Origin of the sequence: [Borrelia] turdi, from assembly GCF_030439285.2 — a bacterium.
Taxonomy (GTDB): domain Bacteria; phylum Spirochaetota; class Spirochaetia; order Borreliales; family Borreliaceae; genus Borreliella; species Borreliella turdi.
Genome location: NZ_CP124018.1, coordinates 116,282 through 131,918, shown reverse-complemented (window position 1 = coordinate 131,918; position 15,637 = coordinate 116,282). Strand labels below are relative to the sequence as shown.

Below are 15,637 nucleotides of genomic sequence, written 5' to 3'. Positions count from 1 at the left end.
ATTCTAAAAAGTTTTGGCACAGATATTAAGGTTGATTTGCATTTTTATCTATTTTCCTAATTGTGATTGCATTTAGGGTAAGTTTTTTATTTTTATATTCTATTTGTCCAAGTATTTCAACACTGTCTTTAAAATCAATATCAATATCAAAGGTTGTTTTTGCTGGAATAATTCCAGAGAGTACATTTTTGTTGTATCCAACATAAAAGTCAAACTGTATTATATTGTCTTTTTTTTCAATATTATTTACTACTCCTTCCCATTTTACATATACGTTTGAATAGATGAATGGATCTTTTTTAATATCTTTTAAGTTTAGATGTTCATTAAAGCTAATAAAATCTGGCCTTGAAATAAAACTTGCAAGATTTTTGGCTTTTAGCTTTATGGATTCTGATGCGTTTGAATTTAATATTTTATTTATCTCTACTCTTGCAAAATTATCTTTTCCTGTTTTTAAATAAATTTTGATTTTTTCGAAAGAATTTTTAATTTCGTCGTTGGTTAGTATTAATATAAATTGGCCTTCTTCATTTTTTATTTTTTCTTTGTTGTTTATTTTAATGTTGTCAATATAAGCAGCAATGTTGTTTAAATTTTTGTTTATTTCTGCTTTTCGATTTGTGTATATTGTTATTTTTTGTTCATAAAAAATAAAATAGATTATTAACATTAAAATAAATACAATTGTCCCAATAGTCATTATTATGACTAACTTTGTTAAATTTTTATCAGGCATTGCTTTAATTATTGGAAATAATTTCTCATATAAGTTGCTATTTTTAAAAAAAACAGATCCTTTGATAGGATTTTTTCTAATAATTTCAAGAGACAGCTCCGATCGATCTACTTCTTGATTTTCTTCTATCATTTTAAGCCATATCTGAATAGCTTTTTCTTCTTTACCCTGACTTACTAAAAGTATAGCAATAGCTTGCTTTATATTTGATTCGCCAGGATTTAAGGTATAAGCTTTTTTAAGATATGTTTGAGCATTGCCAAGGTTTCCAATGCGAAGATAAGACATTCCTAAGACATAGTGATATAAATAGTAATTTTTGTAGAAAAAAATTTCTTTTTCTAGGAGCTTTATTGCTTGTGAATATTTTTTTGAATTATAGTAATAAATAGCCTTATTAATAATTTTATTAGGTTCCATATAGCTATAATTTGACTCCACAATTTTCTTTTTAATATTATAATATAAGATTTTGTTTTAAAAGAATAATAAATAGAATATTGTTATTTTGCCTTAATTTCTTGTTTGACTAAAAATTGATAAATGATATAATTATATAAAGTTTAATGGGGGGTTTTGTATATTTTTAAAATGGTGGGGATGTGTCATCAGATAGAATCGCCGAATTGATTAAAGAAATTTATTTGGATTTTAGAAAAGGCAATTTCAAGGAAGCTTTATTAAAATCTGAAGAAGCCCATTCTCTTGATTTTGATAATATTGAAATTTTAACAGCTTTAAAAAGCGCTGTGTATTGGAATGGTCAAGTTGAAAGCCTTGATAGAATAGGGCAGGATTATGAAAAGGCAGAATTTTTAATAAGAGAGTGGAATAATTTTGCAGGACGATATTTGAAAAAGATGGGTTGTAATTTTTTGCAAGGTCGTAATTCTATAAAATATTTTGTTTTTCAGACTTGTCTTTATATATATAAAAATATATATAAACTTCATCCAGAGAATTTGGATCTTTTAATAAAAATTGCTAAGTCTTATAAAGGTATGGGGAATTACGAGAGAGCAATTAATGTCTTTTTGCAAATATTAGGAGAGGCTAAGGAAAATTCAGATGTTGTTGCAGAGCTTGCTGATTCTTATGCGTTGGTTGATGAAATTAAAGAGGCTAAGGTCTTATTCAGAGAGGCTTTTTTTATTAATCCTCAAAAGATAGATATATATTCTCTTGAGTCTGATATGATTTTAAGATTAATAGATCTTATTAGATCTGACAAAAACATTTCAGATGATCTTATAAAAGAATGGATTCCTGTTTATGGCTCTCTTAATGGTGTTTTTAACGTTAAAAGAGAATTAAGACCTATAGAGCTTGGACAGCTGAAGCAGTCTGTTTACAGTTTGCGTAATGAGCTTAAAGAAAAGTCTTATAGATCAATAAATGAAAGCATATTGCTTCCAAGGCTTATTAATAAGTATTTTTGGCTTATTGATCATTATGTAAGGATAAAAGAGGATAGAGCACGTATTGATGAGATTTTGTTATACATAAAAGAAATAGACTTGGGAATTTATCAACAGTATGTAAATTAGTTGCTTGATGCTAAAAATCGATGTTAGGAGAGTTTGATGTCTAATGTTACCATAGAAAAATTAGATAGTATTTTGCAAGAAGATAAGTGGACAAGAATAGTTGTTAATAATTATTCTCTTGCCAAAATAAAAGAATTGGATGATTTGATAGATAATATAATTGATGAGGGTTTAACAGAGGATGTGCTTGATATTTGCGGCAGGCATTTAAAAGATGTTAAAAAAAGCATAGCAGGTCTTTATATTTCTGGAATGCTTATATATAGTAGGCGGCCTTTAAATGATATGAATTTACTTGCTGTTATTGATTTATTCTCTCAAAACTTAAAATGGACCCTTGTTGAACATATTTGCAATGAAATGCTTTTTATTTCTGAGAATAAGCATGCTCTTTATACTCTTGCAAAAATATATGCCCAAAACAATGAAAATGATAAGCTTCCAGGTATTTGGACTAGAATTGTTGAAGCAGATATTGATGATACTGTGTTTGTAAGACAGCTTGCTACTTATTACGAAACTATTGATTTGCAAAAATCAATTTTTTATTTTAGAAAGGCTATTTATCGCTTTATTGATAAAAAACAAATGTCAGGAATAAGGGAAGTATGGGCAAAACTTATTCATTATGTTTCAGATGATTTTGATTCTTTTTTGCTTATTTTACAAAAAATTGAAAAAGATCTTGGATTTAAAAAGGCTATAGTTCTTTATGAAGATTTGTTTGATCATTATTCTTTGACCGATAATATTGATGAGACAATAGAAATTCTAAAAGGTATTTTAAAACTTGACAATAAAAATCATAAAGCAAGAGAAAATTTAGTTAAATTTTTAAGAGAAAGATATAAAGATGTAAAGGATATTGAGAATTATCTTACAAAGTCTGATATTGAAAACTTAGATAAAAATTTTATTGATGTATATTCAGATTTTGAAAAATATTTGTTTTTTGCAAAGGGGAATTTTGTTTATCATCAGACTTGGTCTGTTGGAATAGTAAAGGATGTAAATGATCATGGCATTACGGTTGATTTTATTGCTAAAAGAGGCCATTTTATTGGCTTTGATATGGCAATGTCGGCTCTTTCTCCTCTTAGTAGAGAGGATATTAGAGTATTAAAGGCTGTAACGCCCAAAGAAGAACTTGCAGATAGAGTAAAAAAAGATATTGAGTGGGCTATAAAAGTTATTATAAAAAGTTATAAAGCTATTGATTTAAAGGGAATAAAAAAAGAGTTAGTACCAAGTTTGATGACTCAAAGTTCATGGAATTCTTGGAGTTTGAAAGCAAAGCAAATCTTAAAGGATAATCCCCATTTTGTCATAGACTCTGGTAAGCTTGATTATTATATATATAATGAGAGATCTTCCAATTTGAATGAAAAAATGTATGATAAATTTAAAATTGAGAAAGATTTTTATAAAAGATATGAGATATTTATAAACTATTGCAATGTTAAAGGAGTTGTTAAAGATTTACATATTGAAGAAGAGATGCTCAACTATTTTTTAATTTATGTTAACAATTTTACAAAGGTTGATCATCATGTTATAAGTTCTTACGTTATTCTTAAATCTTTAGATAATTTTTCTGAAGAATTGTCATCAAAAGTTAATATAGAAAAAGATGTTAATTTAGAATCTCTTTTAAAGGAGTACTCAAAAGGAATAGTAGATCTTTTTGATTCAATTTTGAATGCAGAAATTAAAAAAGAATTGGTTGTTTTAATTAAAAGAGAACTTAGCAATTGGATTTTATACTATAAGGAGCTTTTTCCCCATTCTGTTAATAAGAAATTGATTGAATCTCTTTATAAAGAAGATCCCAAGGAAGTGGAAAAATTATTTAATTATGTTATAAAAAATTATAAGGTCTATAAAGATGCTTATATTTGGATTTTAAAGCACTGTAAAACCTACTCTATTGAACTGAGTTATTCAGATTCAGATCTTTTAGCCAATTTGATTAAAATTTTAACAGATAGTGTTATTAAAATTAATAATAAAAATAATTCTGTTGCAAGTAAAAGAATTTATAAAATGGTAATGAATCTTTTAGTTAAAGATGGATATCTTAAGTCGGTTTTAGAGTGCATGAGAGATGAAGAGCTTGCAAAGAGAGTCTATATGACTTGTTTTTATGTAAAAGATTTTCCTCCCAAAGATCTTTTAGAGATAAAATCTATAATAAGACAATTATTTGATTCGGTTGAATTTGAAGATGAAAAGATGCAACTTACAGGTGAGAGAATGGAAGTTGGATTTTTAACTATATTAAGCTCTTTAAATAAAAAGCAAAAAGAGCTTAAACATTTAAAGGAAGTTGAAATTCCAGAAAATTCAAAAGAAATTGGGAAAGCTCGTGAGCTTGGTGATTTAAAAGAAAATGCTGAATATCATTCTGCTAGGGAAAAACAACAGTTTTTGACCAAAAGATTAAATTCCTTAATGTTGGAAATAGAGAATGCAAAGGTTGTAGATACTAAAGATCTTCAAAGTTCTGTTGTTGGTTTTGGGACTAAGGTTGTCATTTTAAATGAAGTTACGGGTAAAGATGAATCTTATTTGATACTTGGACCTTGGGAATCAAACCCTGATGAAGGCATTATTTCATATAAATCACCTTTTGGAGAAAATTTGCTTAATTCTAAGGAGGGAGATAGTCTTAATTTTATTATAAATAATACTAATTTTAAATATTTTGTAAAGAAAATAGAACCCATAAAATTTAGTTAGGAAAAATTTAAGAATGTCAAAGTTAAAGGAAAAAAGAGAAAAAGTTGTTGTTAGTATGGAAAGAGCGAGCAAAGAGGAAGCTGTTGAGCTTGCAAGAGTTCAAATAGAAAAAACTTTTGGAAAAGGAAGTCTTATTAAGATGGGAGAATCTCCTGTCGGAAAGGGTGTAAAGAGCATGTCAAGCGGGTCTATTATATTAGATGAAGCTCTTGGCATTGGTGGGTATCCCAGAGGTCGAATAATAGAAATCTTTGGACCTGAATCGTCTGGCAAGACTACTTTGACTCTTCATGCAATTGCTGAGGTGCAAAAAGAAGGAGGCATAGCTGCTTTTATTGATGCTGAGCATGCTCTTGATCCTGTTTATGCAAAAGCTTTAGGAGTTAATGTTGCGGAACTTTGGCTTAGTCAACCTGATACCGGAGAGCAAGCTCTTGAGATCGCTGAGCATTTAATCAGAAGTGGTGGCATTGATTTGATTGTAGTTGATTCTGTGGCAGCTTTAACTCCTAAATTAGAGATAGATGGAGAAATGGGAGATTCTCAGATTGGTCTTCAAGCTAGACTAATGAGCAAAGCTCTTAGAAAGATTACGGGGATACTTTCTAAGTCTAATACTTGTATTATGTTTATTAATCAAATAAGAATGAGAATTGGTATTATGTTTGGCAATCCCGAGACCACTGCTGGCGGGAATGCTTTGAAGTTTTATGCATCTCTTAGGCTTGAGGTTCGAAAAATTGAACAAGTAACTAGATCGGGCTCAAGTGGTGATGTTATTGGTAATAAGATTAGAGTTAAGGTTGTGAAGAACAAGGTTGCTCCACCCTTTCGTAAAGTAGAATTGGTAATTTATTTTGGAAAAGGTATTTCCAGAGAAGCCGGTATTTTAGATGTTGCTATTAAGTATAATTTAATACAAAAAACAGGTTCTTGGTATTCATTGGGAGATAGTAAGTTAGGTCAGGGAAGAGAGACTGTTATTGAATATCTTAGTAAAGAAGTAGAACTTGCAAATGATTTGGATAAGAAGCTTAGAAAAATAATTTTTAATAATTTTGATCAAGAGGATGTTAATTTTATTGAATTTAAGGAAGATGAATGTGAATAGTGGAGAAAGCTTAAGTGTCAGAATTAGGTAGTTACTCTATCAGGCTTGATAATTTTACAGGAGGAATAGAGCTTTTTTTTGAATATGTCAGTATGAATAGGCACATTTTAAGAACTTTGAATTTAAATCAAATAATTGAAGAATTTATAGTTGTTTCAAGTGACCTTGATATAAGTATTAAGGGATTGATCGATTTTTTTTATTTTGCTAATAATTTGTTTTATTGGAAAACTCAAATTTTATTTCCATTGAGGCTTGAATACAAAGATAAAACAGATCGCAAAGTTGTGGAAAGGCTACTAGGATATAGCAAGAATAGAGAAAATGATAAATTTCAATTAAATCAAATAAAGAATTTTAAATTCTATGATCCAAAAATGATTGAAGATCTTATTTTTAGCAGTGGTGTTAATTTTATTAAAAGCATTAACACTATTACTAAAAATAACAATAGAAAGAAAAATTTAAAGAGTAAGTCTGGTATATTGAAGAAAAAAGCTGTTAATAAAGATTCTTTGTGTAATAAAAAATCCGAAGTTATTTGTAATAAGTACGAATTGAAAATTTTTGAGAAAAAGATGAAAATTATTTCTATCCTGAATAAGGAGAATAGCATAACTTTTGATTCTCTTCTAGATTTTAATGCCGATAATTATTCTTTTGAGAGATTTTCTTATTTTTTGGTATCTCTTGAGTGCAAGATGCTTAATATTGTAAATTTAGGATATCTGAATGATAAATTAGTATTATATCGAGGTTGTAAAATTAATGATTGCACTTAAGCACCCCAGAGTTCACGTGTTTTTAGCTGAAAAGGGAGTAGGGTCAAGAAGATTTTGCGAAGAATTGATAAAAAAGAAGCTTGTAAGAGTTAATGGGTCTATTGCTAAGCTTGGGGATAAGGTGGCTTTAGGGGACAGAGTAATTTATAAGAAACAGATTTATGTTTTTAAAGATTTTCAAAGTAATAACAGAATTTATCTAGCTCTTAACAAGCCTAGAAATTATTTATGTTCCAATTTTGATATTAATGGAAGAAAGTTAGCAATATCTTTGGTTCAGCCGCTATTTAAAGAGCGTGTATTTTCAATTGGTAGGCTTGATTTTAAAAGTTCTGGACTTTTATTATTTACTAATGATGGGAAATTTGCAAATGATATTATTCATCCAAGGCAAAAAGTTGAAAGAGAATATGTTATTGAATCAAAAAGAGATATTGATGAAAATTTGCTTATTTCTTTTAAATCGGGCATAAAGGTAAAAGAGGAGTTTTTTAAATTAAAATCTTATGAAATTTTAAATAAAAATTCTGCTAGATTGATTTTAGACGAAGGAAAAAATAGAGAAATAAGAAAAGTGTTTTTAAGTAAAAATGTTTTTTTAAAAAAAATTCATAGAATTAGAATTGGTAATATTAATTTGGATAGCTTAAAGGAAGGTCAAGTAAAAATTATTCCTTTGATTAAGATAAATAGGTTGAAATCTAGGCTGGAGAAGGCAAATGATAATAGCAATTGATGGCCCTTCAGCATCGGGAAAAAGTTCAATTGCAAGAGAGCTTGGTGTAAAACTGGGTTATAAATTTATTAGTTCTGGGTATCTTTATAGGATAATAACTTTAATTGCCCAAAGATCTCTTATGAGTAGTTGCAATTTTATTAGCGAGAATAGACTTTTAAATTTAATTTTTGAGAATGATATAAGTTTTAATGATTCTGGCTTTTTGCTTAATGGAGAGAATGTTGAAAGTCAAATTTTAAACGATAAGATTGATTTTCAAGTTTCTTTTTATTCTTCTTATGTTGGAGTAAGAGACATTGTGAATAAAAAATTAAGAGAAGTTGTTAAATTTAGCGATGATAATTATATAATAGAAGGTAGAGATATTACTACTATTGTTTTTCCAGAATCTGAATTCAAAATATATCTTGATGCTTCTATTAAAGTACGAGCTTTGAGGCGATATAAGCAAAGAAATGGGAATGATACTTTAGAAGAATTAGAGCGTGCTCTTAAAATAAGAGATGATGTTGACAAAAGAAAACAATATGGTAAGTTAAAATTATCAAAAGGGGTTTTTTACCTTGATACAAGCTATAAAGGATTAGACGATGTATGTAATATTATAATAGAAAAGTTTAATTTGAAAAAAGTAAGAGAGAGGTGAGAATGGAAAATCAAAAAGATTTACAAGAAAATTATTTGAAAGTGCTTGAAAGAGTAGAGCTTGGAAGTCGTGTTTCTGGTACGATTGTTAATATTATGAAGGATTATGTTTTAGTAGATATTGGTTATAAATCCGAAGGCTTTATCAAGATTGAAGAATTTGAAAATGTTCCCAAAATTGGTGATAAACTTGAAGCAATTGTTGTAAGAATAGGTGGAGAATTAGGGCTGATTTTAAGCGTTGAAAAGCTTGATTCTTTAAATTTTCAAGACAAAGTATATGAATATATTCAAAATAAAAAAGGAATTAAAGGGAAAGTGTTGGCCGAGCTTCCAAATGGCTATAAGATTCAAATTAATGAAAATGTTTCTGGCTTTATGCCTTTTTATTTAAGCGCTAAATCTAAGGATGAGAAATTAAAAAGGGGATCTATTGTTGAATTTTATATTCTTGAAGCAAGCGAAGTAGACGGTTTAAAACTTATTCTTGATAGGCGCACTTTAGAAAGAGAAAAAGATCTTGCTAAGAGAATAGAGCTAGTAAGTTCTTACAATGAAGAAGATGTGGTTGATGGTGTGGTTGATCGTATTACAGAATATGGTGCTATTGTAAAAATTAAAAATTTTGTTACAGGAATTTTGCATAAAAGAAATATTGCCTTTAGTCAGGTTGAAAATATTGAAGATTTTGTTAGAGTTGGCGATAAATTAAAGTTGAAAATCATTAAGATAAATCCGCAAACAGGCAAAATGGAATTATCCCTTAAGGCTTTAAAAGCAAATCCTTGGGATTCTGTAGATATTAAATATAAAATTGATAGCATTGTAAAAGGGAAAGTTGTAAAAATTTTGCCCTTTGGAGCTGTTATAGAGCTTGACAGTGAATTGTCGGGGTTTTTACATATAAGTAATTTTTCTTGGATAAGGGTAATAAAGAGTCCTCAAGAATTAATAAAGCTTGGTCAGATGGTAGAAGTTAAGATTTTAGAGATAGACAAAGAAAATCAAAAAATATCGCTAGGTATTAAACAGATTAATGAGAATCCTTGGGAGAAATTAACTGAAAAATATCCTATTGGAAGGGTTATTCAAGGAGTTGTTACTAATATCACAAAAACAGGTGCTTTTGTAAACATTGAAGAAGGCATAGATGCTTATGTGAGTAAGTTTGACATTTCTTGGCTTGAAGAGGTTGATCCTGAAAAATATTTCAAGATAGGCGATTTAGTGAATGGGAAAGTGCTAGAGGTTGATAAACGAAAGAGAAATGTTAGATTAGGAATTAAGCAGTTAGAAGAGAGTCCTTGGGAAGATTTTTCTAAAAGTTATAAAAAAGGTGATGCTATTGAGGTCGAGATTGTAGAGAAAAAGTCAAAAGGCTTTCAAGTAAGAGTTTATAATAAAATAATGGGATTTATTAGCAAAATTCAATTAGGAGATACAAAGGAATCTAGTTTAGAGACTTTTGAAAAATTAAACATTGGAGATAAGCTTAAGGTGGTAATAACAAGTATTGATTCTAAAGACAAATCGGTGCTACTCTCTTATAGGGAGTATGAAAATCAAAGATCAAGAGAAGAAATTTCTTCTTATTTATTTAAGGGTAATGATGAGGAATCTTATAAGCCATTTGAAAATTTACTAAAGAGGGATGAATAATGGCTAAAAATAATCTTTTAGTTTTCTTTATTGCTGTTATTTTTGTGTTTGCATCTGTTATTGTTGTTTTTTATAATTCTTTAAGTAAAGATTATGTAAAGAGTGGTGGAGAAATAGTAGAAAATCTTGAAAAGGATTTAAATGATTATTTAAAAGAAAATGATATTAAAGAGAGAGAAAAAATATCTATTAGGATAAAGGAGCTTATTTTAAGGGAAAAAGAAATTTCATCTTGCTTTATTTCAAGGTTTTATTTAGCTAGAGCTGTTTATTTGCAAAGTCAAGCGCAGTATGATGCGGCTATTAAGGATTTAGATATTGTTATTAAGGCAAAAGGTATTGAAAGCGAAATTGCTTTTATTAGTAAGGCTGCAGTTTATGAAAAAATGGGATTAAAAGAAGATGCTTTATTGGTTTATGAGAATCTTATTAAAAGTACTAGTTTAGATTTTTTAAAAGTAAGAGCCCTTTTGAGTAAAGCAATATTAATTGAGGAAAAAGATAAAGATCTTGCTGTTAAAATATATGAAGAGATTGTTAAGTTTCCATATGAAAATAATTTATATATAAATATAGCAAATAATAAAATTTTAGAACTTAAGCAAAATTAATTTGTATTTTTTGGGGGAGGTTTTATAATTTTTTTTATCTTATATTTTGTATTTTGTCTAGGAGTTTTTGGGTGTGGCCTTGACAATATTTTAATACTTCCTTCTCCAGAAAAGATTGACAATCGAATTTCAAGAGATTCTGTAGCGTTTTTTTTGCCAGCAGGTTATTTTTCTAATCAAGCAGCTGAAAAATTAAGAGGTTTTGATATATATTATAAGTTTTATCCAGAAGGTGCCAATTATCACATAAGCAGTTTCCGAAAAAGCGTGGAAAAAGATTTTGAAGCTTTAAGGGGTGTTTTTAACAATGTTGGTGAATTTAATAATAGAGGGTTTTATAAAATAAATTTGAGCGCTACTGTTTATTCAGGCAAGCCTGTTTTTAAATTAAATAAAGAATGGGTTGATAACAAATTGCCTTTATATTTTGAAATAAATTTTGGAGAATTAAGAAAAAATTTTCCCGGCGAAGCTTTTATTGTTGTAAAAAATGGAAATACTTCTTCGTCTCCTGTTATTCTTGAAAAGAAAAATATATATAGGTCCTATATTGAGAAAGGAGAATACATAGGTTTTTCAAAATCTATTAAAAAGTCCAATCTTTTAGACAAAGAAAAAAGACCAATTGATCTAAAGCATATAAATGACAATTTTTTTACAAAAGATATTGCCCCTAAATATAATTTGGCAATTTTTGTTATGGGTGTGGGCAGTATTGTTGACGATGCCTATAGTGTACTTATTAATCTTGGAGATTTGTCGGGATTTAGTTTATCTGACTAGTTGGTTTTAAGGAGAGTATGATAGTATTTTTTTATCATTTAATTTTGACAAACATTATTATTTCTTTTTTGGTAAGCTTTTTTGTTATGTTTTTGAATATATTAAATTTTAAGTTCTTAGTAGTTTATTTTATAAGTTTTTTAGGTGGCATTTTATTTTTGTTTTTTATTCCTTTTTTCTATTCTGATTATTACGAAAGGCGAATAGATCTTATTCTTTATTTATTTCCCATTTTGGGTTCAGTTATTTTCATAGGTTTGATTAAATTCTCTGAAAGAAATAAGAATGATTTATAAAAGAATAATTTTAAAAAGCTTTAGGTATCAGGTTAGCTTTTAATATTTTTTATTAACGCAATTTGTTAATAATTTTATTAAAGAGATGGTATTTATTTTTAATGTAGTGGACGTAGTGGACTTATTAATTAGATTGTTTTATTATATTCTTATAAAAGAAAGAATAATTTCCGCTATGTTTTGTCATAGTGAGTAAAAGAGAAGGACAATAGGAGGTTGATTTGGCAATTATTACGATGAAGAGCTTATTGGAGGCCGGGGTTCATTTTGGCCATCAGGTAAAAAGGCTTGATCCTAGGATGAAAAGATTTATTTTCTCTGAGAGAAATGAAATACATATTTTAGATCTTCAAAAAACTTTACAGGGTATTAAAGATTCTTATGAGCTTGTTCAAAGAGTGATAAAAGATGGTAAAAAGGTTCTTTTTGTTGGAACTAAAAAGCAAGCTAGCGAGATAATTGAACAAGAAGCAAGAAGAAGTGATATGCCGTATGTTAACAATAGATGGCTCGGGGGTATGCTTTCTAATTTTAATACGATTAGAAAATCTGTTCAAAAATTAAAAAAGCTAGAAAAGATGGAAGTTGATGGAACTTTTGATATGATAAGTAAGAAAGAGATTTCACAGCTTAATCGTGAAAAATTTAAATTGGCAAAAAATTTAACAGGTATTAAAGACATGGAAACATTTCCCGGTGCTATTTTTATTATTGATCCTAAGCGAGAGCAAATAGCTATTAATGAGGCTAGAAAATTAAAAATTCCTATTATTTCTGTAGTTGATACAAATTGTAACCCTGATGTTATTGATTGCCCAATCCCTGGTAATGATGATGCGATTCGTTCTGTTGCCTTGTTTACCAAAATAATATCTGATGCTATTTTAGAAAGCGATAAAGAGGTTGGTATTCAAATAATTGAAAATTTAAATGAAGAAGATTTGATGAAAGAAATTGAAATTAAAAATGATAAAAGTGATTCTATTGAAGAAGGAGTGAGTGATTTATGAGCATTATTAGTCCTCAAGATATAAAAAAGCTTCGGGAAGAAACTAATGCTGGTTTTGGAGATTGTAAAAAAGCTTTGTCTGCTGCTGGTGGAGACTTTGAATTGGCTAAAAAAAAACTTAGGGAAATGGGGATTGCATCTGCTGATAAAAGACTTGACCGAGATGCAAAAGAAGGTAGAGTATTCTCATATTCAAACAATATTCATGCCGGTCTTTTGCTGGTTTCTTGTGAAACAGATTTTGTTGCTTTAAATCATAGTTTTGTTGATTTAGGTAATTCTTTAATTAAGGAATTGGTAGAAAACGGAAGAAATTCTTTAACTATTTCTCAAGAATTAGAGCTTAAAAATTTAGCAGCTACTATAAAAGAAAATATTCAGATTAAAAAAATTTTTATTACCGAGATTCAAGCTAATGAATTTGTAAAAATTTATTTGCATGGTGAACAATCTAAGATAGGTGTTTTAGTTAAATTAAAAGTGGATGATTTTTCTAAAACTGAAGATAAAATGTTGCAAAATTTTGCTATGGATTTAGCTTTACATGTGGCCGCATTTGCTCCTATTTATTTGAAAAGTGATAATGTTTGTCCAAATTATATTAAAGAGCAAGAAGAGATATTTTCCAAACAATTAGAATTTAGTGGTAAGTCAGAAAGCATAATTAAAGGTATAGTTGCGGGGAAGATAAAAAAACATCTTGCTGAAATTTCTCTTCTTGAGCAAAGTTTTGTAAAAAATGATAAAATCACTGTCAGGGAAATGTTAGAAGAGATTTCAAAAGCAATTTTAAGCAAGATAGAAATAGTTGAGTTTAAGTATTTAAGAGTAGGGTAGATGGTATACTGCTTTTTATCAGCAAGGAGGAGTTTATATGGAAGATTATAAGGCTTTTCTAGATGAAAAGATGAGCAAAGTTCTTTTATCACTTGATAGTGAATATAAAACATTAAGAACAGGTAGAATTAGTAGTAATATTTTTGATAAAATTTTTATTCAATACCATGGTCAAAGAACCCCTATAACACAAGTGTCAAACATTAGAATTCCTGAAGCAAGGCTTGTTGTTATTCAACCTTGGGATAAGACCATCTTGAATAAGATAGAACAAGCCATACTTAATTCTGATCTTTCTATGAATCCTTCAAGTGATGGCTCTGTTATTAGAATTAAGGTTCCAGTTTTAACTAGTGAAAGGCGGCAAGATATCGTGAAGCATGCTAAAAAAATAGCAGAGGAGCATAAAATTTCAACTAGAAATATACGGCAGGATTTAAATAATAAGGTTAAAAAGCAAGAAAAAGAATCGGAAATCACAGAGGACAGTTTAAAAAGAATTTTAGACGATATTCAAAAATCCACAGATATTTATATTAAAAAGATAGATTCAATTTTAGAATCTAAAATTCAAGAAATAATGGAAGTTTAAAACCATGAATAAAAGTTCTCTTCCAAGTCATGTTGGAATTATCATGGATGGTAATAGAAGGTGGGCTTTAAGCAAGGGATTATCTTCTTTAGAAGGTTATAAAGAGGGTCTTAAAAGGGCAAAAGAAATAGTTAAGCATTCTTTAAAGGTAGGTATCAAATATTTATCCTTTTATGTATTTTCTACTGAGAATTGGAAAAGGGATGATTGTGAAATAGAAGAATTAATGTTTTTAATTTCTCATTATTTGAGAGCTGAATTTAATTTTTATAAAAAAAATGGAATAAAAATAATAGTTTCAGGAGATATTGAATCTTTAAGTAAAGAAGTAAGAAGTTCTATAAAAGATTCTATTAGCTTTTCTAAAAATTTTAACAACCTTATTTTAAATTTAGCAATCAATTATGGGGGTCGTAATGAAATACTTCTAGCTATTAGAAAATTTGTTTCAAGTAATTTTAATTTAGAGTTTTTAAATGAGAATACTTTTTCCAATTTTTTATACAATCCAGAGTTGCCCGATCTTGATCTTTTAATACGTACAGGTGGAAATATTAGAATAAGTAATTTTTTCTTATGGAGGATTGCTTATTCTGAATTAGTTTTTTCAAATGTTTTGTGGCCTGAATATTATGATAATAGGTATAGTAGGGATTTGGAATGTTTTCAATTTAGAAGAAGAAATTTTGGGAGATGATTTATTGAGTAAGGTTAAGAGATTCGCGTTTTTTGCAAGGTTGGGAACATTTCTATTTTTTGTTCCTTTGATTTTATTTTTAATATTTTTAGATTTTAAAAATTATTTATTTCTCAATATTTTAATTTTTATATTTAGTGGTTTTGCGGCAAAAGAAGTTAATAATTTATTAAAATTTAAATCTTCAGGCCTTTCGGGTATATTATCTTTTTTTTTAGGTTTTATTCCTCCAATTTTAACTTACATTCATTTTAATGTTTTTTATTTAGGTATGAATGTGACATATTACTTGGTTGTAGCATTAGTTTTTAGTAATTGGATTGTTAATTTAGTGTTTATTAAAGAGCATGAGATTGGAAACTTTTTATCTCAAGCAACGTCAATACTTTTTATACTTATATATCCTGGGGTATTAATGTCTTTTATAGTTTCTATTACAACTTTACCCAAGGCTCCGTTTTTAATGTTAATACTTTTTGCTATGGTAAGTGGAAACGATACTTTTGCATATCTTTTTGGTTATTTTTTAGGGAAAAACAGCTATCGTCCTACTATTATTAGTCCAAATAAAACATTAATGGGGTTTTTCGGGGGTATTTTGTTTTCTGTGTTTACTGCTATATTTGCAGTAATTTTTAGATTAATAAATTTGAGCTATGGAGAAGCTATTATTTTTGGCATTTTAATCGGAGTTTTTACTATTATTGGTGATTTGTTTGAATCTGGATTAAAACGAAGTGCTGGAGTAAAAGATTCTGGAAAAATCATTCCTGGTAGAGGTGGAGCTCTTGACTCGATTGATTCTTTTCTTTTGACAGGTCCAATATTTTATTTATATTTATCTTAGTAAT

At 28.4% G+C, this 15,637-nt stretch carries 16 protein-coding genes; 15 read left to right on the top strand and 1 reads right to left on the bottom strand.

Annotated features, from left to right (window positions below; translation table 11 throughout):
* Window positions 1–25: 25 nt before the first annotated feature.
* A complete protein-coding gene (locus QIA31_RS01185; RefSeq protein ID WP_301393881.1) occupies window positions 26–1,159 on the bottom strand; it encodes a tetratricopeptide repeat protein in 1,134 nt (377 codons plus the stop codon).
* A 182-nt stretch (window positions 1,160–1,341) separates the two neighbouring features.
* Between QIA31_RS01185 and QIA31_RS01180 the strand changes: the two genes are divergently transcribed.
* The 15 genes from QIA31_RS01180 to QIA31_RS01110 all read left to right on the top strand — a co-directional run bounded on the left by QIA31_RS01180 (window position 1,342) and on the right by QIA31_RS01110 (window position 15,633).
* Window positions 1,342–2,286, top strand: a complete 945-nt coding sequence (locus QIA31_RS01180) for a tetratricopeptide repeat protein (protein ID WP_151060571.1) — start codon at window positions 1,342–1,344, stop codon at window positions 2,284–2,286.
* Window positions 2,287–2,322: 36 nt separating this feature from the next.
* Window positions 2,323–5,025: a transcription elongation factor GreA gene (gene greA / locus QIA31_RS01175; RefSeq protein WP_301393878.1), complete on the top strand. Its 2,703-nt coding sequence runs from the start codon at window positions 2,323–2,325 to the stop codon at window positions 5,023–5,025.
* Window positions 5,026–5,038: 13 nt separating this feature from the next.
* Complete coding sequence (recA, locus tag QIA31_RS01170; protein WP_301393875.1) at window positions 5,039–6,136, top strand: recombinase RecA; 1,098 nt, start codon at window positions 5,039–5,041, stop codon at window positions 6,134–6,136.
* Window positions 6,137–6,150: 14 nt separating this feature from the next.
* Complete coding sequence (locus tag QIA31_RS01165; RefSeq protein ID WP_301393871.1) at window positions 6,151–6,918, top strand: hypothetical protein; 768 nt, start codon at window positions 6,151–6,153, stop codon at window positions 6,916–6,918.
* Window positions 6,905–7,654, top strand: a complete 750-nt coding sequence (locus QIA31_RS01160) for a pseudouridine synthase (RefSeq protein WP_301393869.1) — start codon at window positions 6,905–6,907, stop codon at window positions 7,652–7,654. The genes QIA31_RS01165 and QIA31_RS01160 overlap by 14 nt, the downstream gene beginning before the upstream one ends.
* Window positions 7,638–8,303 carry a (d)CMP kinase gene (gene cmk / locus QIA31_RS01155; RefSeq protein ID WP_301393867.1) on the top strand — a complete coding sequence of 222 codons (666 nt, stop codon included), beginning with the start codon at window positions 7,638–7,640 and terminating at the stop codon, window positions 8,301–8,303. Before QIA31_RS01160 ends, cmk begins: the two co-directional genes overlap by 17 nt.
* A gap of 2 nt (window positions 8,304–8,305) precedes the next feature.
* The gene (locus QIA31_RS01150; RefSeq protein WP_301393865.1) at window positions 8,306–9,961 is read left to right on the top strand and encodes a 30S ribosomal protein S1; all 1,656 of its coding nucleotides are present in this window, start codon (window positions 8,306–8,308) and stop codon (window positions 9,959–9,961) included.
* Window positions 9,961–10,572: a tetratricopeptide repeat protein gene (locus QIA31_RS01145; RefSeq protein ID WP_301393862.1), complete on the top strand. Its 612-nt coding sequence runs from the start codon at window positions 9,961–9,963 to the stop codon at window positions 10,570–10,572. The genes QIA31_RS01150 and QIA31_RS01145 overlap by 1 nt, the downstream gene beginning before the upstream one ends.
* 87 nt (window positions 10,573–10,659) lie before the next feature.
* Entirely contained in the window at window positions 10,660–11,355 is a 696-nt protein-coding gene (locus QIA31_RS01140) for a hypothetical protein (protein ID WP_301394452.1), read from the top strand.
* A gap of 17 nt (window positions 11,356–11,372) precedes the next feature.
* Window positions 11,373–11,651, top strand: a complete 279-nt coding sequence (locus tag QIA31_RS01135) for a hypothetical protein (protein ID WP_151060580.1) — start codon at window positions 11,373–11,375, stop codon at window positions 11,649–11,651.
* Window positions 11,652–11,872: 221 nt separating this feature from the next.
* Window positions 11,873–12,661, top strand: coding sequence for a 30S ribosomal protein S2 (rpsB, locus tag QIA31_RS01130; protein ID WP_151060581.1), 789 nt, complete (start codon window positions 11,873–11,875; stop codon window positions 12,659–12,661).
* On the top strand, window positions 12,658–13,497 hold the full coding sequence (tsf, locus tag QIA31_RS01125; RefSeq protein ID WP_301393860.1) for a translation elongation factor Ts: 840 nt from the start codon (window positions 12,658–12,660) through the stop codon (window positions 13,495–13,497). Before rpsB ends, tsf begins: the two co-directional genes overlap by 4 nt.
* Before the next feature lie 37 nt (window positions 13,498–13,534).
* On the top strand, window positions 13,535–14,089 hold the full coding sequence (frr, locus tag QIA31_RS01120; RefSeq protein WP_301385420.1) for a ribosome recycling factor: 555 nt from the start codon (window positions 13,535–13,537) through the stop codon (window positions 14,087–14,089).
* 4 nt (window positions 14,090–14,093) lie between these two features.
* Entirely contained in the window at window positions 14,094–14,786 is a 693-nt protein-coding gene (uppS, locus tag QIA31_RS01115) for a polyprenyl diphosphate synthase (protein WP_301393857.1), read from the top strand.
* Window positions 14,776–15,633 carry a phosphatidate cytidylyltransferase gene (locus tag QIA31_RS01110; RefSeq protein ID WP_301386038.1) on the top strand — a complete coding sequence of 286 codons (858 nt, stop codon included), beginning with the start codon at window positions 14,776–14,778 and terminating at the stop codon, window positions 15,631–15,633. The genes uppS and QIA31_RS01110 overlap by 11 nt, the downstream gene beginning before the upstream one ends.
* Window positions 15,634–15,637: the final 4 nt, after the last annotated feature.